Origin of the sequence: Streptomyces sp. 150FB (genome assembly GCF_000818195.1) — a bacterium.
Lineage (GTDB): Bacteria > Actinomycetota > Actinomycetes > Streptomycetales > Streptomycetaceae > Streptomyces.
In genome coordinates, this window is the sequence record NZ_JTHL01000001.1 from 5174671 (window position 1) to 5193506 (window position 18836).

General features: G+C 69.9%; 17 protein-coding genes. 12 read left to right on the forward strand and 5 right to left on the reverse strand.

The window, feature by feature from the left end:
- The first annotated feature begins 86 nt into the window (after positions 1-86).
- The 4 genes from QR77_RS22170 (at position 87) to QR77_RS22185 (ending at position 3846) form a co-directional block, all read left to right on the forward strand.
- A complete protein-coding gene (locus tag QR77_RS22170; RefSeq protein WP_078877006.1) occupies positions 87-1295 on the forward strand; it encodes a sensor histidine kinase in 1209 nt (402 codons plus the stop codon).
- 11 nt (positions 1296-1306) lie between these two features.
- On the forward strand, positions 1307-1993 hold the full coding sequence (locus QR77_RS22175) for a response regulator transcription factor (protein WP_040023851.1): 687 nt from the start codon (positions 1307-1309) through the stop codon (positions 1991-1993).
- A 326-nt stretch (positions 1994-2319) separates the two neighbouring features.
- Positions 2320-3345 (forward strand): hypothetical protein, encoded by a 1026-nt coding sequence (locus QR77_RS48940; protein WP_063798065.1) that lies wholly within the window; start codon positions 2320-2322, stop codon positions 3343-3345.
- A 102-nt stretch (positions 3346-3447) separates the two neighbouring features.
- A complete protein-coding gene (locus QR77_RS22185; RefSeq protein WP_040023852.1) occupies positions 3448-3846 on the forward strand; it encodes a DUF393 domain-containing protein in 399 nt (132 codons plus the stop codon).
- On the opposite strand, the gene QR77_RS22190 is transcribed toward QR77_RS22185, so the two are convergent.
- The 3 genes from QR77_RS22190 to QR77_RS22200 all read right to left on the reverse strand — a co-directional run bounded on the left by QR77_RS22190 (position 3835) and on the right by QR77_RS22200 (position 7189).
- The gene (locus QR77_RS22190; protein ID WP_078877008.1) at positions 3835-4995 is read right to left on the reverse strand and encodes an HTTM domain-containing protein; all 1161 of its coding nucleotides are present in this window, start codon (positions 4993-4995) and stop codon (positions 3835-3837) included. The genes QR77_RS22185 and QR77_RS22190 overlap by 12 nt on opposite strands.
- Positions 4985-5539 carry a DUF5819 family protein gene (locus QR77_RS22195; RefSeq protein ID WP_347359788.1) on the reverse strand — a complete coding sequence of 185 codons (555 nt, stop codon included), beginning with the start codon at positions 5537-5539 and terminating at the stop codon, positions 4985-4987. The genes QR77_RS22190 and QR77_RS22195 overlap by 11 nt, the downstream gene beginning before the upstream one ends.
- Positions 5540-5848: 309 nt before the next feature.
- Positions 5849-7189, reverse strand: a complete 1341-nt coding sequence (locus QR77_RS22200; RefSeq protein ID WP_236710769.1) for an ice-binding family protein — start codon at positions 7187-7189, stop codon at positions 5849-5851.
- 465 nt (positions 7190-7654) lie between these two features.
- Here QR77_RS22200 and QR77_RS22205 point away from each other — a divergent pair, with 465 nt between their 5' ends.
- The 6 genes from QR77_RS22205 to QR77_RS22230 all read left to right on the forward strand — a co-directional run bounded on the left by QR77_RS22205 (position 7655) and on the right by QR77_RS22230 (position 14754).
- Positions 7655-10678 carry a hypothetical protein gene (locus QR77_RS22205; RefSeq protein WP_150130423.1) on the forward strand — a complete coding sequence of 1008 codons (3024 nt, stop codon included), beginning with the start codon at positions 7655-7657 and terminating at the stop codon, positions 10676-10678.
- Positions 10679-10866: 188 nt separating this feature from the next.
- A complete protein-coding gene (locus tag QR77_RS22210) occupies positions 10867-11046 on the forward strand; it encodes a hypothetical protein (RefSeq protein ID WP_040023855.1) in 180 nt (59 codons plus the stop codon).
- 9 nt (positions 11047-11055) lie between these two features.
- Positions 11056-11760: a hypothetical protein gene (locus QR77_RS22215; protein ID WP_040023856.1), complete on the forward strand. Its 705-nt coding sequence runs from the start codon at positions 11056-11058 to the stop codon at positions 11758-11760.
- Complete coding sequence (locus tag QR77_RS22220) at positions 11757-12758, forward strand: hypothetical protein (protein WP_052488970.1); 1002 nt, start codon at positions 11757-11759, stop codon at positions 12756-12758. Before QR77_RS22215 ends, QR77_RS22220 begins: the two co-directional genes overlap by 4 nt.
- On the forward strand, positions 12755-13684 hold the full coding sequence (locus tag QR77_RS22225; protein ID WP_040023857.1) for a hypothetical protein: 930 nt from the start codon (positions 12755-12757) through the stop codon (positions 13682-13684). Before QR77_RS22220 ends, QR77_RS22225 begins: the two co-directional genes overlap by 4 nt.
- On the forward strand, positions 13681-14754 hold the full coding sequence (locus QR77_RS22230; RefSeq protein ID WP_040023858.1) for a serine hydrolase domain-containing protein: 1074 nt from the start codon (positions 13681-13683) through the stop codon (positions 14752-14754). The genes QR77_RS22225 and QR77_RS22230 overlap by 4 nt, the downstream gene beginning before the upstream one ends.
- On the opposite strand, the gene QR77_RS42335 is transcribed toward QR77_RS22230, so the two are convergent.
- The gene (locus tag QR77_RS42335; RefSeq protein WP_052488972.1) at positions 14748-15584 is read right to left on the reverse strand and encodes a hypothetical protein; all 837 of its coding nucleotides are present in this window, start codon (positions 15582-15584) and stop codon (positions 14748-14750) included. The two genes, QR77_RS22230 and QR77_RS42335, sit on opposite strands and share 7 nt — an antisense overlap.
- Before the next feature lie 209 nt (positions 15585-15793).
- Positions 15794-16465: a hypothetical protein gene (locus QR77_RS48945; RefSeq protein ID WP_236710771.1), complete on the reverse strand. Its 672-nt coding sequence runs from the start codon at positions 16463-16465 to the stop codon at positions 15794-15796.
- A gap of 239 nt (positions 16466-16704) precedes the next feature.
- Between QR77_RS48945 and QR77_RS22255 the strand changes: the two genes are divergently transcribed.
- Both QR77_RS22255 and QR77_RS42340 read left to right on the forward strand, forming a co-directional pair.
- Positions 16705-17925 carry an FAD-dependent monooxygenase gene (locus QR77_RS22255; protein WP_173476335.1) on the forward strand — a complete coding sequence of 407 codons (1221 nt, stop codon included), beginning with the start codon at positions 16705-16707 and terminating at the stop codon, positions 17923-17925.
- Positions 17926-18060: 135 nt separating this feature from the next.
- The gene (locus QR77_RS42340) at positions 18061-18801 is read left to right on the forward strand and encodes a glycine-rich domain-containing protein (RefSeq protein ID WP_150130424.1); all 741 of its coding nucleotides are present in this window, start codon (positions 18061-18063) and stop codon (positions 18799-18801) included.
- Positions 18802-18836: the final 35 nt, after the last annotated feature.

The following is an 18836-nucleotide window of genomic DNA, read 5'->3' on the forward strand; positions in this document are numbered from 1 at the left end:
GGGCGGCAATCGCGCGGCCCGGTCAGCCCGGGGGCGTACATCCCCGGGCCGATGCCGCCCGGGCGGCGGCTGGTTACTCTCGCGGCATGGATGCCAGACCGCCGATGACGCGAACGAGGACCGCCGCCTGGGCGGGCGGTGTGCTGTACCTCCTTGTGGTGGTTCTCCTGGTGGGTGGTACGAGGCAGGTCTCGGGCACGGTCCGCGCCGTCGCGTCGCTGCTGGCCCTGAGCCTGCTCTACGGTGTGGTGCGACGGCGGCCACTGCTGGCTCTCGCCATGACACTGTTCGGGTCCACCGCCGTGGTTCTGCTCAGCCCCGACCCGTTCAACGCGAGCATGAGGGCGCCGTTTCAGGGCCGGTTCCTGGCGTACCTGGCGGTGGACCTCGTCCTGGGCCTCATCGTCGCGACCTGCACGCGGCGCGCCTCGATCGTCGCTGTCGCCGTGTCGTTCGCGCTGCAATTCGGTGTGATCGGCGGCTTCTCGACCGGGGACAACCTGGTCGTCGACCTCGTGATCTTCCTGTTGGCGCTGGCCGCTTCCTGCCTGGTCGGTCTGCTGAGCCGCGAGCGCCGCGAGCACGCGGTGGCGCTTCGTACGCAGGCGGTGGCCGAGGCGGTGACCGCCGAACGGCTGCGAATCGCGCGGGAGTTGCACGACATGGTCGCGCACAGCATCGGCATTGTCGCCATCCAGGCCGGGGTGGGGAGCAGGGTGATCGAGACGCAGCCCGAGGAGGCCCGAAAGGCACTGCGAGCCATCGAATCCACCAGCAGGGAAACTCTGTCGGGTCTTCGGCGCACCCTGGTGGCGCTCCGCCAGGCCGCCTCGGATCCGGTCTCCGGGCCGGCACCGCTCGCGCCCACGCCGGGGCTGGCGGACCTCGAACGGCTGGTGGCGGCGACCGCGGACGCGGGGGTGCGTGCCGACGTACGCACCGGCGGGGAGCGGCGCCCGCTGCCCGCCGACATCGACCTGTCAGCCTTCCGTATCGTGCAGGAGGCGCTGACGAACGTGGTGCGCCATGCGGGCACCGGGAGTTGCCGGGTGGCCATCGAGTACGGGGACGAGGAGCTGACCGTGGAGGTGGAGGACGACGGGTGCGGTGTCGCAGGCGGGAACGGCTCGGCCCATGAGTCGTCCGCCCACGGTTTCGGCATCGTCGGCATGCGGGAGCGGGCGGGGCTGCTCCACGGCCGACTCAGCGCAGGGCCGCGCCCCGAGGGCGGCTTCCGGGTCGAGGCGCGGCTGCCGCTGCCCGTACCCGTAGAGGTCCCGGGGGTGGCCCGATGACCGGTGACCCGATGACCGGCGGTCCCGTACGCGTTCTCCTCGCCGACGACCAGCCGCTCGTCCGGTCCGGACTGCGCGTGATCATGGCCGACCACCCCGACCTGGAGGTCGTCGGCGAGGCCGCCAACGGCGCCGAGGCGGTCCAACTGGTCGCGGACATCAGCCCCGACGTCGTGGTGATGGACATCCGGATGCCCGGCATGGACGGGATCGAGGCCACCCGCCTGATCACGGCCGGCCCGGCGACGACCCGCGTCCTCGTCCTGACCACCTTCGACGAGGACGACCACGTGTACGGCGCGCTGCGGGCGGGCGCGAGCGGCTTCGTGGTGAAGGACATGGCGCTGGACGACATCCTGGCCGCGATCCGCGTGGTGGCCGCCGGGGACGCGCTGATCGCGCCGGGTGTGACACGCCGCCTGATCGCGGACTTCGCCCGGCGCCCGGAGACCACTCCTGAGGGTTCCCGGCGGCGATCGCCACGGCCGGTCGAGGGCATCACCGAGCGGGAACGGGAAGTGCTGACCCTGGTCGGCCGCGGCCGGTCGAACACGGAGATCGCGGCGGATCTCTTCATCACGGTGGCCACCGCCAAGTCACACGTGTCCCGCCTCTTCACCAAACTGGGCGCGCGCGACCGGGTCCAACTCGTCATCACCGCCTACGAGTCGGGCCTGGTCACACTGCCACCCCGGTGAGCGCCGCCGGGCTCGGGGCTCGGGTGGTGAGCTTCGGGGGTCGGGCGTCGACGCGGCGGGTCTTGTGTGGCGGGTGCGTCTCTGACCTGGGGATCCGTGGATTGCGGGGTTGCCCGGGGCTCAAGCCGCGAGGTGCGAGCGCTGCTTTGACGGAGTGGTTGGGCTGGTGTTCCACCCGCCCTACCCACCCCGGTTGTTGACTTTTTGTGACCGGCTTGCCACGCAGGGTTGCGACGGTTTAGCGTGCCCCCTAGACGCAAAACAGCCCCAACCGATGCTGGAACATCGGAAGGGGCCTACCAACGAGATCGAAAGAAGCGATCCCTATGGCTGACAGCCAGTTTAATGCTGCCCCGCGCACGGCGCACGTAACTCCGTATCCGATGGCCAGGCCCGGTTACGGCAAGCGTTCGACACCCGGCCGAGTGCGCCCCACCGCGCAGGACTTCGCGCATCTTCCGGCCCGTGAGGCCGCCGTCGCCGCGTTCATCGACCGGCTTCCCGACGGTACGGACATCTCGGTCAAAGGCCTGGCCAAGGTGATGCCGTACGGGCAGTGCGCGCTGCGGACCGCTCTGAACGCCCTTCAGCGGGCCGGGCATCTGCGGCGGGGAGTCGAGCATCTGGTCCAGCCGACCGGTGCGCGGTGGGTCACCCGGACGTGGTTCTCGCGTACGGCACGTGACGGTGACTGGTGGGGCGCGTTCGTCGCCGGTGAGGTGGTGGAGGCGGGTGAGGGTGGAGGCGCGGCGCCCGGCGGCGTACCGGACGTCGAGCCCGAGGATCCGCCGGATGAGCCCGAGGACCTCGTACCCGTTCCCGTACCCGTTCCCGTACCCGTTCCCGTGTCCGTTCCGGTGGATCGCCCGGTGCGTTCCGCCGCTTTCGAGGTGCTCGCCGCCGTCGGCCGAAGGAACCCCGCCGTCTCCCTGTCGGCGAGCGACTGCGCGGCCCTGGAACCCCTGGCCGCAACGTGGTTGGAGCGGGGTGCCACCGAGGAGATCCTCCTGTGTGCCCTCACCGACGGCCTGCCCTCGCCCGTGCACCACCCCGCCGGGCTCCTCCGTAACCGGCTAGTCAGCAAGCTCCCGCCCGTCCCCGCGACCTTGGGCACCACGCGCGTCGCGCGCTCGCCGCTGCGGATCCTGGAGTGCGCCAAATGCGGTGTTCCCGGGCGGCCGGAAGCGCTGGAGGGAGGCGAGTGCGGCCCGTGCCGGGGCGAGGTCGTGCCGCCTCGGCGGCCGGGGTCGCTGCCGCCCGACAAGGTCAGCGCCCGCGCGGCCGAGGCCCGCGCCGCCGCCTTCCGATCGGTCGTCGCGGAGGGAGTCGACGCGGTGGGGGTGGCTGGATGATCCGTGCGTACAACGGCGAGGCGGCGAGGCAGCTCCGCGTGGCGGCCGGGGTGTCGGGGTGTCGGGTGAACCAATCCGCCGGGCCCGCCGCAGGATGGGGGCATGAAATCCCGACCTGTGCTCGTCTACGACGGTGACTGCGCGTTCTGCACGACTGCGGTGCACTTCATCGAGCGGCGCGTGCGCCCCCGTTGTGAGATCAGTCCGTGGCAGTTCGCGGATCTGGACGCACTGGGGACGACCCAGCAGCGCGCCGAGTACGAGCTGTTGTGGGTCACTCCGATCGGCACGATCGACGGCGGGGCCCAGGCCGTCGCGCGCCTTCTGCTGAGCGCGGGCAGGGGCTGGGCCGTGCTGGGGGCACTGCTCAGCCTGCCGCCGCTGCGGTGGGTGGCGCATGGTGTGTACCGGCTGGTGGCGAACAACCGCGAGCGTATGCCCGGCGGTACGCCGGCCTGCGCGCTGCCCGCGGCCGACCGGCGGCCACCGTCAGCTACGTGAGCCCGACGCCAGTCCGTCCGGCTGGGACTGGCGGGGTACGGACACGACCGCGCCCTCTGCCCCGGCTCCCGCTGGGGCTTCGGCCCCACCGGAGGACCACTTCCGCCACTGTGCCGCCGGATACCGGTAGAAGCGGTCCGGAAGGAACACGGCGTCGGCGACGATCATCGCGCCGGAGAAGAGTGGCAGTCCCATGAGCACCGCGATCCCGAGATGCATGCCGAGCAGCATCGTCAGCACGGGGTACTTCAACTTGCCGAAGAGGGTGAAGGGGAAGGCGACTTGGAGCAGCACCGCCAGGTAGCCGGCGACGGCGATCAGTACGGTGTGCTCGTCGGCCAGTTGGGACAGCGCGGGCCAGGGCCGGAACAGGTGCAGGTTGAGGACATAGTGCAGGGCCGTTCCGTTGCCCCAGGTGCCGCCCTGCACCTTGTACAGTCCGGCGGATCCGTAGAGGAAACAGACCTGAGCCGCGATGACGAACATCGCGCAGTTGTGCAGCACGGTCGTCAAGGTCCGGCGTGCGTCGCCGAGTTCGGCCCGAAGCTTCGGGCGGCCGGCATCCGTGGCCACCGGCTCGCCGTTCGACGGTGCCCGGCGGCGGGACCGGCGTGCGTCCAGGGACCAGCGTCTGCCACAGGCGGTGAAGAGCAGGTAGACCGCCATGAGGAGGATGAGGTTGTCGCCGCCGTCGGTCATGAAGATCGCCCTGGCGTGGAACGACGCCACCATGACGGCGAAGAGCACGGACACCAGGCGGGTCCGCCAGCCGAGCATGAACAGCGCGCATGTGACCAGCGTCATCGCGTAACAGGCCTCGAAGTAGGCCCTGTTGTCGGACAGCGTCAGGACGCTGGCCCAGCCCGTCTGCCCGAAGAGTTCCTTCGCCAGCTCCGGCGTCCACGGCGAACCGGGGCCCCAGATCTCGTCGCGGTGCGGGAACTCCCTTAGCAGGAAGCCCAGATAGAGAGCGCCGTACCCGATGCGCAGCACAGCGGCCGCGTACAACGAGACCGGCCGCTCGGTCAGGAGCGTGGCCAGGTACCTGAACCGGCCGAGCAACCACCGCGCAGAGGCTTTGAGTTGGAGGCGTCCGCAGGTGGACCGCTGACGTGTGGGCGTCGTGGCGGGGAGCTGTTCAGTTGCCATCGGAGTTCACCTTCCACCAGGGAAGCAGCCGGTTCTCGGTGGGCGTCGGCGCCCCGGACGGAGCTGGGCGGCCGGCTCCCGGGGCGCCGGGTGCGGGGACGGGGAATGTGATCACCCGTAGCTGAATGGACTCGAACGGGCGGCGGCCGTTGTGGGCCGTCATCCGGTCCACCGCGATGTTGCGGAGATACCGCTGCATCATCACGGCCCGCGCCGAGTGCGGCTCGTCGTTTCCTCCGTACTGTTCGAGGTACGACGTCCAGGCCCGGCGCAGCAGGTTCTGCGTGGTGTGACTCGGGAACACGTTGTGCCGCACCGCGGAGTTGTCCATCGCAGTCAGGTCGAACCACTCACTGACCTGGACGGACCCGTCCGGGGCGGTGTGCGCGGTTCTCGCCGAGATCTGACGGTTGACGGAGTCGGGGTCCGGGGCGAAGAGCCGCCAGTTCTGCTCGAAGAGCGGGTAGACCCAGGCCGTGATCTGTTTGTTGTACCGCTGCGAGATGGCATTGGGGGGAGCGACGTGCAGAAATACGAAACTCACATGGATCAGGGCCGTCGCCAGGCACAGGACGACGACCGAACGCACTCCCGCTCTGACCGCGCGGGTGCTCCTGGATCTACCGGTGGGCGGTTCCGCTCCCTGAGGATGCCGCCCCGGGACAGGCTCGACGCCGGTCCGCCGGTACTCCACCACGTCCGCTGATTCAATTCCGCCCGGCACCGCCCCACCCTGTCTTTCCGCTGTTGTGTGCTGATCGACGGCGGCGCGCGGCGGGGCCCATGAGGTTCTGGGAGGTCCGCCGCGCGCCGTCGTACGGGAGGCCGCAGCCTTGCGGCCCGTACGGGTTACTCAGCGCGCGGAGCGGCTGTGCTCCTCGGGCTGGTCGCCGTAGCCCTGGTTGTCGCCGTAGCCGCCGTAGCCGCCCTGGTCTCCGTGGCCACCTTGCTCGCCCTGGTCGCCCTGGTCTCCGTGGCCACCGTGCTCGCCCTGGTCGCCGCCGTATCCGCCGTGCTCGCCCTGGTCACCGTGTCCGCCGTGGCCGCCGTGCTCGCCATGGTCGCCCTGGTGGTCGTGGCCGCCGCCCTGGCCGTGGTCGTGCGGCTTTCCGGGCTTGTGGCCGTGGGGCGGCTTCCCGCCGTGCGGCGGCTTGCCACCGTTCCCACCGGTGACGTTGCCACCCGTGACGTTCCCGCCGGAGATGTTCCCGCCGGTGGTGTTGCCCATCGTGGCGTTTCCGCCGGTGGTGTTGCCCGCGATGTTGCCGGACGTGTTTCCGCCGACGGCACCGCCGGGCGCTCCGCCGATCGTGCCGCCGGTCAGGACGCCGCCGAGCACACCGCCCAGCACGCCGCCGTTGGTGGTCCCGCCCGTGGTCCCGCCGGTCAGGACGCCGCCGAGCACTCCACCGAGCACGCCGCCGGTGGTGCCGGTCGTGGTCCCCGTGGTCGTGCCGGTGGTCGTGCCGGTCGTGGTTCCTGTGGTCGTACCCGTGGTGGTGCCACCCGTTGTGGTGGTGGAGCACGTGGCCCTGCTGATGCGGTTGTTGTCCAGCGTCACGGAGCCGTTACGGGCCAGCGCCCGCCCGTCGATGCTCGCGCCGGTCGTGACGCTGATCGAGGTCAGGGCGAGGATGTTGCCCACGAAGACGGAGTTGGTGCCCAGCGTCGCCGAACTGCCGATCTCCCAGAACACGTTGCACGGCTGCGCGCCGTTGATCAGCGCCACGCGGCTCGCGGAGGCCGTCGTCAGTCCCGAACCCACCTGGAAGACCCAGACCGCGTTGGGGTTGCCACCGGCGTCCAGGGTGAGCGTGCCGGTGAGTCCGAGCGTCGAGGACGCGGTGTAGACGCCGGGTACGAGTGTGAGCCCGCCGGCGTCCGGCGGGAGGGCAGCGTCGGTGGCCTGTCCGGCGGCGTTGTTGAACGCGGCGACCAGGTCGGACTTGGCCTGGAGGGCGACGGCGTCGGCGGAGTGCTGCACGCCGTTCACGAGGCCGGGCGGGAATCCGGTGATGGACGTACCGGGGCTCACCCCGACGTCCCCGGTGATGACCGAAGGGCCGGTATTGGTGATCTCCTCGCCGGCGAGTACGGCGAAACTGTCAGCCGTACCCAAAGGAACGGGGGTGGCAATGGCGATCGCCTGGGTCGACGTCATCGCCACGATCGCCGCAGCGACCAGTGGGGCCATCACCCCAGCGATCCAGGTGGGAATCGCGCGACGCGATGGCGCGCGCGAAATAAGCGGTCTCATACGAAAGCCAGCTCCTGTAGGACGTTGCCTCGACGGGGGAAGGACTGCGGTTCGGGGGCAGGGAACAGGTGCGCCTGTCGAAGGCCTATAACGCAAATGGATACGGCCAGGAAATGAAGCATTAGAGGGAATTCGGAGAACCATTCCTAGTAGCATTGCGTGCAAATAGCATGATCTCGAAGTTCCGCCCGACGTGATCTCCGGGCTCCGGCCGGCCCGCGCGGCGGGGGCTGATGATCGTTAGGACTGTTGCCGACGCCCCGTCATTCCCGCCGCCATCAGGCCGGGCGGTCAATCGACCCTCCACCGAAGCACATTGTCGCTACTGTTCGTGTCGCTGCCTATGGCGCGACAACGTTGGAGGATCGGGTGACTGATACACCTGCTGCGGTGTTCCGCCGCATGGAAGATTCTTATCCGGCGGCGCCCGAAGGTCCGGCCAGGAGTGTCCATGAGGGCTTCTCCGTGCTGGATTTCGAAGTGCGCTTCCTGGCCCTCCTGTCGGCGGCCACCATGCGGTCCGGAGGGTCGTCGGTCGCCGCCGTCGGCCGTTCACCCGGCCTCGGCGAGTGGATCGGCATCCTGCGCGCCGCGCGGCAGCAACTGGGCGCCTGCGCCGGGCTGCCTGCCGCTCGGGTGGCACAGGCCGTCGACGAGGTGCTGAACCTCTACGACAAGGGAGTCCCCACCGCGCCCCTGGGACTGCGGGACGTCAAGCGCCTGCGTGACCACATCAGCCATGGCGGACCGCTGCCCACCGGACACGATGTGGCGGCCACGATGGACGCGCTGGTGCGGGCGATATCCGCGGCGATCACCGACTGCCTTTCCGACGCCGGTCTGAGAATCGCGGACAGCGACACCGACGCCCCCGAGCTGTGGCCCTCCTTCGTCTGGGAAGAGGAAGAGGTGTGCCTGTGGCCGTTCATGTACGTAACGGCCGACAGCGCCTGGCACATGTACTCAAATTTCAGCCGGCAGGATCGCCCCGTCTTTCTGAGTTTCGGCGCCGAGCTTGTCAGGACCAGCCCTTCCGACGAAGCGATCTCGGCCGCCCTGAACACCCTGCTGAAGGCAAGATCGAGCGGCCCGACGCTCAGAGATTTCATCAACGACGTACGCCTGGATCTCGAAGGCTTCGCCGATGAGGACTCCGATCCTCTCTACTCCGAACATGAACAGGGCTTCGAGTACTACTGGAAGAAAGCGACCGGCGAAGGATCCGGTACGGAGCCGCGCAGGGACTATTTCCGCCTCGGGCCCGACAACACCCGCGAATGGGAAGCCGAATCCGGCTGGGTTCCGTACTCCACCTATTTACGGCGGCTGGCCAACTGGCCCGTTGTCGCCACCCGTCTTCGCCAGACACTGGAAAAGACCGAAGCCCGGCTCGCCACCGAAGAACGCGAGTCCCTGGGCTGGGCGCCGGGACAGCGGGGCACCACACGTATGGCACGGGTCATTGTCTCGGACATGGACGGCAGTAACTCGCTGGACTGCTCCTTCTCCGATCTCATCGACCGCGTGGACGAGTATCTCCAGGCCAACCGGGGACAGACCCAAGTGGTCTTCATCAACGGCGAGGCCGGTATCGGGAAAACCCGCGCGATGGTCGAAGCGGCGAAATCCCGCGCCAGGACCGTCGAGCAGTCCGCGGGGGACGAGGACGTGTCCGGTCTGCCGCTGTTCCTCTATGTCCGCTCCACCGGCCAGGTGCTCGACAGCCTGCCCACCGTTGTGTCGGGTGCGGTCGCCTCCACCAGGAACCTGACCGACGCGGGGGTAAAGGCGCTGTGCAGGAACGGGCTGATGACACTCCTCATAGACGGGTTCGACGAACTGCTCGGCGGCGTCGGCTACAGCGACGCCATCGGATCCTTGCGTCCCTGGCTCAACGACCTCGGCGGACGCGGAGTGGTCGTGGTGTCGGCCCGCTCCTCGTACTACATGGGTCAGTACCGTTCAAGCGTCGCGCGCGCGAACGAGCAGGGCCTGCCGTCCGTACGGCACCGTATCGCCGAGGTGCAGCGCTGGTCGTCCGACGACGTCACCTCGTTCCTCGACGAGTACGGCGTCTCCACGGACAGCCTGACCCGACTGTCCGAGTACGACCGCGAGTTGCTGGGACTTCCGTTCTTCGCCCGGGTGTTCGTGGAGACGGTGCGGAATCCGGGCCAGGGTGATTTCTCCCGGGACGCCTCGCTGACGGAGCGGCTTCTGAGTCAGTATGTGGCGCGCGAGGAAGGGAAGTTGGGGACCGGTCAGGGGGACACGGTTCTCCTCAACCGTACGGAATTGCGGCGCACCTTCGAAGTTCTCGCCGAGTTCATGGCGGACAGCGACGAACGGGAGGCCGACATAACCGAGCTGGAAACAGCGGCGGAGTTCGCCATAGAACAGGAGCTGGCGGCGCGGCGCGGGCTGAAACAGCGGCTGCCGGTGCTGTGCGGACTGGCAGCGGCCAAGGGCGATGCGTTCACCTCCCGATTCCGCTTCCAGCACGAGCTGTTCTTCGACCAGTTCCTCGCCGGCGCAGCGAGCCATTACCTCGTCAGCGGAGAGCGCCGGCTGTTCCTGGGCATGCTGAAGCAGTCGCACTGGCGGGCTGCGACGGTGGCCGGCGTGGTGGACGCGGCGGGAGCCGCGCGTACCGCCGACGCGATCGCCGGCTTCCAGCCGAGCGCCGAAGGCATGGGACACGAGATGCGATCGACCGTCGCGGCAACGAACTTGGGGGCCCTGTGGGCCGCCATCATCCGTACCACGGGCCGGATGCCCGCCGCCGATATCGTGGATGCCGTTTTCTCGGACGAGCTGGACCTCAGCCACGTCCCGCTCGAAGGCGCACGCATGGTCGGCTGCGAGCTGTCCTCGCTGGTACTTCCCTCGGCCTCGGGCTGGCAGTTGAATCTGAAGTCCACCAAGATCAAGAAGATCGAGACACACCAGGTGCCCCCCGACCTGTCGGGGCTGCACGGTGTCCGCCACGCGGATCTCACTCAACTCCTCCTTCCCAGCGCGCTTCTGGAGCGCAAGGACCGCATCCTGGAAGCGCTGCGGAAACACGGTGCCGAGGTCGCCGACGCGGATCTCCAGGGCGAGTCGGCGCCAAGTCTCGATGTGCAGGCCGCGCATCATTTCCTGACCACCCTGGCGAGCCGCGCCGAGTACTCCGTCGTACTCCGGGGGACGGGCTACCAGCCGGACGACAACCGGCTGAAGTGGACGCAGGCCTACGGCCAGGCCGCGTGGCGAAGGTTCGTCACGGAACTCGACACGGCAGGCCTCGCCGCCATCGAACGCTTCTCCGCGAGCGGTGAGCGCAAACTCCGGCTGCGGCTGAAGTGCAACACCGCCACGATCATGGGCAACGACGGGACGAGGGCGGGAGTCGACACCTTCTGGCAGCGGCTCGAAGGGAGATAGGGGCCGCCGGGAGGCCGGGCCCCCGGGGGCCGGGGCCCGAGGGCGTGGGGCCGGGGGCGTGGGGCCGGGGCCGGGGGAGTGGGTCCCGGCGTCACCCGATTGGCGGAGACGATTTGCGGGGTGCGTAGGGGCGGGCTCTACTCGAATGGCCCGACAAAACACGCTGACTCCCTAAAGGGGATGATTCCATGTTGAAGGCGCAGTCCAGGCAGATCACCGAAGCGGAACTCGCGACCCAGGTCGAGGCCATGCTGGAGACGGCAGAGCCCGACGGTTCCTTCCGTAACACCACAGAGTGCGCGGCCCTGCTGCTCTTCGCGGGGGCCGTTCTTCTGGCGCCGCCGTCGCCGAAGCCCAAGAAGAGCTGACGAACCCGCGTGTCCGCGCAACACACGGATGCCACGGCCCGCCTCGCGGATGTCGTGCAGCAGTACGCGCAAGCGGTCGCCTCCGCCCTCGCGGGCGGGGGCGATCGCTTCGATCTGTCGGGTGAGTCGATGGTGGACCCCGAGGATCCTGTGGCCACGGCGGCGGTACGGGTGCTGGGCGCCGACGTACTCGCTCCCTGCCTGCTGGCCGGAATGTCGCCGTCCTCGGCGGATCTCGCCCTGGTCGAGCGGGCGGTTCGCGGCTTCCCGCCCGGCCCCGCTTCCCCGCCGGTGAGCGTGTGGAGTCACTGGGGTCTCGGGCGCGCCCTGGAACGGGTGGGCGGCGATCCGCGCGGGCTCACACCCACCGGGGAACCCGACGCGAGCTGGGTGTCGACGCTCTCGTGGCAGGCGCTCTCGCACCGGGCCGGTCAACTCGCCGCGCTCGCCGACCCGGGAGCGCCCTCCGTACTGTCCGCCGCGTTCGCGGTGCGCCCGGTCGACCTCGCGCGGGGCTTCGTACGGGCCGTACGCCGACAGGACTGGCAGCAGGCGGCCGGGGTGGGACGGTGGCTCGTCCAGTTGCCCGGAGTGCCGGATTCGTTGGGGCTGGACGCCGGACTGGCCTGGATCGGACATGTGGCGGGCGACGACCCGCGTATCGCCGTACGGCTGCGCGCCGCGCGGCCGCCGATCCGGGACGGCCGGGCGTGACGACGTACCCCGACCTGCTCCAGGGAGTGACGGTCCGCTCGCTCACCTGGCTGCATGAACACCTGCCGCACTTCCGGCTGCCGGCCGACTTCTCCGACGCGGGCAACCACAACATGACACTCAAACCGCTGGGCGAACTCGCGCGGCTCGGCCTGTCGATCCGGCGGGCGAGCCCGCCCGGCGGCCGTACGTACCAACTGGCCTCCGGGCTGGTGGACTTCGCGTGGAGTGAACTCCGGGCGGGGGAGGTGCTGTACGAGGCGTCGCGCGCCGAGCCGCAGGCCAGCTACCCGCTGGAGGTCTACGCGGCGTTCCCCGGCGCGGGTCTGCACCACGCGGAGTTCGAGGAGTTGACGCGTTTCCTCTCCGGCACCCGCGCCTGGGCGGCACTCGAACTCGAACCCACCCGGGAGTTGGCGGTACTCGCCGGGCAACGCGCCCTGGGGATCGCGCCCCGTACGGATGTCGAGTCCGCCATGCGGGAGTCGTGGCTCGGCCACCGGCCCGAACCGTGGATGTTCGAGGTGCTCTCCGGTTACGCGCTGACCCACTACGTCTTCCATGTCACCGACTGGGGCGGCGACCCGGGGCGGATGCCCGACGATGTGTGCGACTACCTCGAACTGTGGTTGCCGGCCTGGCTGGACTGCTGCCTGGAGGAAGAGCAGTGGGACCTGTCGGGCGAACTGCTCGCGGTCGCGGCCGGCCTGCCCCGGCCACTTGAACTCACCGAGGCGTGGGCCGCGTTGGCGCTGGCGCAGGAGCCGTCGGGGGCGCTGCCGGAGGCGGGTCACCTGGTCGGCACGGCCGAGACGGCCGACATGGCCGACATGGCCGACGCGGCTGCGGAGGATTCCTTCCGGAACAGGTACCACTCCACCCTGGTCATGGCTTTCGCCGGGTCCCTGACGGCGGCGCGGCTCGGCGACGGTACGCAGGTATTGCCAATGGCGACGGTGGGCGCATCGAACACGGCGGAGAGCGAGGACATCGCATGACCGACACCCGGCTCATGCACGAGGTGGGCGCCAAGGCCCTGGACTGGCTGTACGTCAACCGCGAGGGGTTCCGCGCGCGCCGGGATCCTGACACCTCCGACTACGAGGCGAAGGAACGGCTCAAGCCGATCGGCGAAATCGCTCTCATCGGCAAGGTGCTCTTCCGCGAAGGCGTCGCCGGTTCCCAACAGGCGGACCGCACGCGCCGGTTGCTGGACTTCGTATGGCAGGACCTGCTGGAGAGCGGGATGGTGCTGGCCCGGATGCAGCGCGAGGAGCCACTCTCACCCGTACCGCTGGAGATCTACGTACCGTTCAAGGAACTCGGCTACCAGTGCCCCGCGCTCGAAAGCACCCTCAACCTCTCCACCCGGCTGAGCAGTTGGCCGGCGGACGCACATGTGGTGCGCAGGCTGGGTCTCGTACGGGTGCAGGCCCGCGCCGGACTGGCAGGACCGGACCCCGAGGCCGACACCGGCCGGGTGCTGCGCGACACCTGGCTCGGCCGGACACCGGAGCCCTGGACGGTGGGACAGCACATCGGTTACGACATCACGCACACCGTCTACCACCTCACCGACTGGGGCGAGAAGCCGGACCAACTGCCCCCGGACATCGCCGATTACCTCGCCCTGTGGCTGCCGGTCTGGATGGACGACTGGGCCGAGATCGGGAACTGGGACCTGCTCGGTGAACTCCTCGTCGTCGACGCGTGCCTGCCCGAACCGGGGCTGGACGAGAGCGTATGGCGGCGGTTCGCCGAGGCGCAGCGGCCGGACGGACTCGTACCGGACCGGGCGGACGCCCCGCTGGGCGACGACCGTTGGGAGACCTTCGACCTGCACTACCACCCGACCCTGGTCGCCGCGTTCGCCGCGGTGCTGGGCACGTCCCGGGCCATGTCCGCCCTCACCCCGGCGACATGACCTCGCCGACCCGGGCGCCCAGGTCCCACGACCATGCGGCGCTCCACAGCCGGCTGCGGGCGATGGCGGAGTCGATCGACGCCCCCGATGTGGTGATCGCGTACTCACGGGACGGCGAACGCACCGTGTGTACGGGCGGCAGCCGGGCACTCACGGCCGCCGACGCGCCACGTGCCCGTATGCAGTACGAGGCAGGGTCCGTCTCCAAGACCTTCACCGGACTCCTGCTCGCCGCCCTGGTGGAGCAGGGCAAGGTGCGCAACGAGGACCTGGTGTACGAACTGCTGGGCCTCCCGCCGACACCGTACGGGCCCCACCGGGGCCGGTCCCACCGCGACCGGATCACACTGCTGCATCTGATCACCCACACCTCCGGCCTGCCGCGCCTGCCGTACGACTTCTACCCGCGGGCGCTACCTCGCTGGAGCGTCAACCCCTATGCCCTGTACGGCCGTCGACGCATGGTGGACGCCTTCGCGCACAGCGACCCCCGGCGCGCTCCCGGCACCCACTGGAACTACTCCAACTTCGGAGTGGGGCTGCTGGCCCCCGCCCTGGAGCGCGCCACAGCGACACCGTTCGCCGAACTGCTCGACCGCTACGTGCTCGCCCCGCTCAACCTGCGCGGAACCGGCATCGGCCCCGACCCCGGCCTCCCCCAGGCGACGGGCCACCGCCGGGGCGGCGCGCCCCTTCCGGCCTGGGACGTCGGGGGCTGGGCGGCGGCCGGCGGCATCCACTCCACCCCGGACGACCTGCTCACCTACGTCGAGGCGCACCTGCGCCCGGACGACACACCGGCGGCGGGGGCGTTGCGCGCGGTGCAGGCGCCGCTGCTGGCGCGAGGGCGGCGAGGGCGACGGGAGGAACACACACTGACGTGGTTCCGGCACCGTACGGACAACGGCGCGGCCCTGTTCCACAACGGCGCCACCTGCGGACAGCACCTGTTCATCGGCTACCGCCCGTCGACCAGGACGGCGTTGGTGGCCCTGGCGACGCGCCGGCACACTCTCCGTTCGACACTGATCCCGGCGGCGTACGACCTGCTGACGGACGACGGTCAGTAGGCGGGGCTGAGCAACTCCTCCGAGACGAGGTCGGCCATTTTCTGACACGTGTCGAGGAAGTCCAAAGCGGCCCGGGCGGTGACGGTGTCGGCGTCGTGCGCCGCGCGATTGCGCAGGCGCGTCAGCCGACCGAGGACGGCGACGCTCTCCCGTGACAGCCCGGCCGCCTTGAGCGCGTCCGCGATTTCCGTACCTCTCGGAGACACCGGACGGCCTCCCGAGCGTCGCAGGATCACTTCGACACAGAAGTCGTTGAGGGTGTTCCACGCGCTGATCACGGCCCGGGCGGGAGAGAGCGACACCAGCTCACGCGCCTCCCGCAGCCCGCCGAAGACCGGCCGAGGTGACGGGTAGGGGTACGGAGCGGGGATGGGGTACTCGTCCGGAGCCGGGGCCAGCGGGCCCGGGCGCCCGTACGGGGGCGGAACCGGCGGGGCGCCGCCCCCGCGTGGCTGCGTCTCGGGCTGGGCGGGCTGTGGCTGCGGGCTGCCCCCGCCCGGCGCCTCCTCGTACGGGGGCTGCGGCCTGCCGTCGCCGCCCGTACTCCCGTACCCTCCGTACGAGGGCTCGCCCACGGACGCATACGGGTTTCCCGAGCCCACGGAGAAGGGCGGCCCGCCGCTCCCCGCCACGCCGGCGGCGGCGTCGGCCTGGACGAGCACCTCCCGCACCTCCGCCGCGAAGTCGATGGCCCCGGCCGGAGTCTCCAGTCGCGTCATCCGCGCGAAGGCACCCCGTATCTGACCGCGCAGAACCCATGCGAGGCCGAGCGTCACCAGGGGCCAGGCCAGGGCCTGGATGTACTTGAGGACGAGTTCAGCGATCACCACCCGCCCATGATCCCGACAACGCCCCCCACCTGCCCGCCCGAAGCCGAATCCGTGACGGAGGCGCAACATGCCCGCATCCGGTGTGAAGGCGTTGGGCGGTGCCTCGCTGTACGGGTACGGGCCCAGCCGGGGCCGCCGAAGACGTCGCGCCCCAGCCGAAGCCGCCGAGGACGTCGCGCCCCAGCCGAAGCCGCCGAGGACGTCGCGGCCTAGCTGAAGCCGCCGAAGAAGTCGCCGTTCAACTGGGCGCTACAGATGTTGTAACCGCCCTTGGCGTGCCCGCTCTTCGTCTTGCCGTCGATGGTGACGGAGCACTGGATGTCTCCGCCGCCCTTGAGCTGCGCGGTGATCTGGTAGTACAGGGCGTCATCCTTGATGGACAGGGTTTTGGTCATGGGCGGGCGGGAACCTTCGAGGTTCTCCCCGTCGGAGCCGTAGGTGATGTCAGCGCCGGACGGCGCCGAGCCCCAGACCTTGAAGACGGCTTTGCCCTCGGGTGCTTCGTCCACCTTGGGCTTGGCCTTCGGCTTGGGCTTCGCCTTGGCGGCAGCCGTCTTCGTGACGGTCACTGTGGGCGCAGGCTTGGTCTTGCCGGCCGCCGCGGCGGCGGGCTTCGCCGTGACGGTCGCTGTCGCGGTGACGGTCGGGGCCGCTTTGGCGTCGGCCGCTGATGCCGTCCCGCCATCGCTTCCGGCGCCGCCGATGCCGACGCCGACGAAGAACAGGACGACCGCCGCAGGGATGACGATCCGTTTCCGCGCCCACCCGGGACGACGTCCCGGCGTCGGGGGAGTGGGCGGCGGCCCGAACGGCTGGGGCGGCGGACCCCACTGCGGCTGGGGCGGTCGGGTCGGGTCCGGCGGTGGCTGATTGGTGCTCATGGTCCCCCCAAGGACTGGTTCGTGAGGGGATGACCGTACGGCCGGGGATGCCTACAGGTGAGGTACATGTTCCGTTAGTGACCGAGTCGTGATGAAAGAGTGGAGGAAAAGCGGAGAGGTGATGCGGGGACGACGCGGGGACACGACCGGCGCCGCGGTCGCGCGGGAGCTGGACAGTGACCTTCGGCTGCTACTCTTCGTTCCCAATTGATCACTTTTAGTCATAATTGGGAGTGCCTGTGAAGGTCGCCTGTGTCGGCGGCGGGCCCGCCGGTCTGTATTTCTCGATCCTGATGAAGCGACAGGACCCGTCCCACGACATCACGGTCTACGAGCGCAACCCCGCCGGATCGACGTACGGCTGGGGGGTCACGTACTGGGGCGGTCTCATCGAGAAGCTCCAGGAGCACGACCCCGAATCCGCGCGCGCCATCAGCGAGAACTCGATCCGCTGGAGCGACGGGGTCGCGCACGTCCGCGACCTCACGACCGTGCACCACGGGGACGAGGGGTTCGGCATCAGCCGCCGGCTGCTCCTCGACATCCTCGCCGACAGGGCCCGGTCGCTCGGTGTGCGTGTCGAGTACGAGCACGAGATCGCCGCCGGTACGGGCGACACCACCGGTGAACTCCCGGACGTGGACCTCATCGTGGCCTGCGACGGGGTCAACAGCGGGCTGCGCGAGCGCCACGGCGATCACTTCGGCACCGCAGCCGCTGTCGGCCGTAACACCTACATCTGGCTCGGCACCACCAAGGTCTTCGACTCCTTCACCTTCGCCTTCGTGGAGACCGACCACGGCTGGATCTGGTGCTACGCCTACGGGTTCAGCGAGGAGCAGAGCACCTTTATCGTCGAGTGCTCCCCGGCGACCTGGACGGGACTCGGGCTCGGCGAGGCGAACGAGGCCGACAGCCTGGCCCTGTTGGAGAAGCTCTTCGCCGAGCCGCTGGACGGGCACCCGTTGATCGGGCGGTCGGGCACCGACGGCAGAGCGCAGTGGCTCAACTTCCGTACGCTGACGAACCGTACGTGGTACCGCGACAACCTTGTCCTCCTCGGCGACGCGGCACACACCACCCACTACTCCATCGGCGCCGGCACCACCCTCGCCCTGGAGGACGCGATCTCCCTCGTCGGCGCACTGCGCGAGAGTGCCGAACTCCGGCCCGCCTTCGCCCGCTTCGAGCGCGAACGGATGTCCGCACTCCTCTCCGTCCAGAGCGCGGCCCGCTACAGCGCCCGCTGGTACGAGAACCTGCCGCGCTACATGCGCCTCCCACCGCCCCAGATGTTCGCGCTGCTCGGCCAGCGCCACTCCCCGCTACTGCCGCACGTACCGCCGCAGTTGTACTACGGCATCGACAAGGCGGCCGAACGCCTGGAACCGCTGCGCAAGCTCAAGCGCTGGCTCGGCCCGAGGATCGCCCGAACCCTGCACGGCCGCTCGCGGGCGTAGCGGGGCCAGTGGGCCGCACCGCCCGGGCTCTTCATCCACCGCACCGCCCAACGCTCATTACTCAAAGTATCCGTCTGATAACTTTCCGTACACGAGTATGGGGGGTTCGGAGAGGCGGCTTTGATGAAGGCGATCATGGGTGCACGCATCCCGCGTGCGATGGTGGGCGTGCTGGTGATGGCGGGCGGTGTGGTGGTGGCCCCGCTCGGGGCGGCCGGGCCCGCGCAGGCGGCGTTGCCGGCGTGCGCGAAGGTCTTCACCGTGACGACCGCGAAGCGGGTCGAGTGTGTGCAGCCGGCCGGGACCAAGCGGGTGCGGGTGAGCCTCCTCGGAGCCGGCGGCGGCGGAGGCGGCGTGAGCATCATGCCGTTCACCCTCGACGAGGTGGCCGGCGGAGGTGGTGGCGGCGGCGCCCTGATCGAGTGCACCTACACACCGACCACCGAGACCCTGTACTTCACCCTCTCCGTCGGCGCGGGCGGCGCGCCCGGCGCGGTGAACAAGGCGGGCAGCAAAGGCCGGCCGACCTTCTCCCGCCTGGGCGGCAACGCCGATGCCGACAGCGGCAGCGGCGGCGGAAAGGCCACCGGAACCATCGATAAACCCCAGATCGGCAAGGGCGGCCCAGGCGGCAGCGGCACCCACCCCAAGACCAGTTGCTACGACAGCAACACCGGAACCAGGACTCCCGGACGCCCCGGCACCTCCAACAGCAACGGTGGAGCCGGCGGAGCCGCCGCCCACCCGCTGCCCGCCGGATGCCCCGCCAACGCCGGCCAGGGCGGCAAGGGCGGCAGGAGCCTTTCCGCCTCCGGCGCCGCCACCCCGGGCCGACCCGGCTGCGCCCGCGTCGAATTCCTCACCGCAACCAACTGACCCTCACCACCCCCGCCGTGGCCCCAACAGCCACG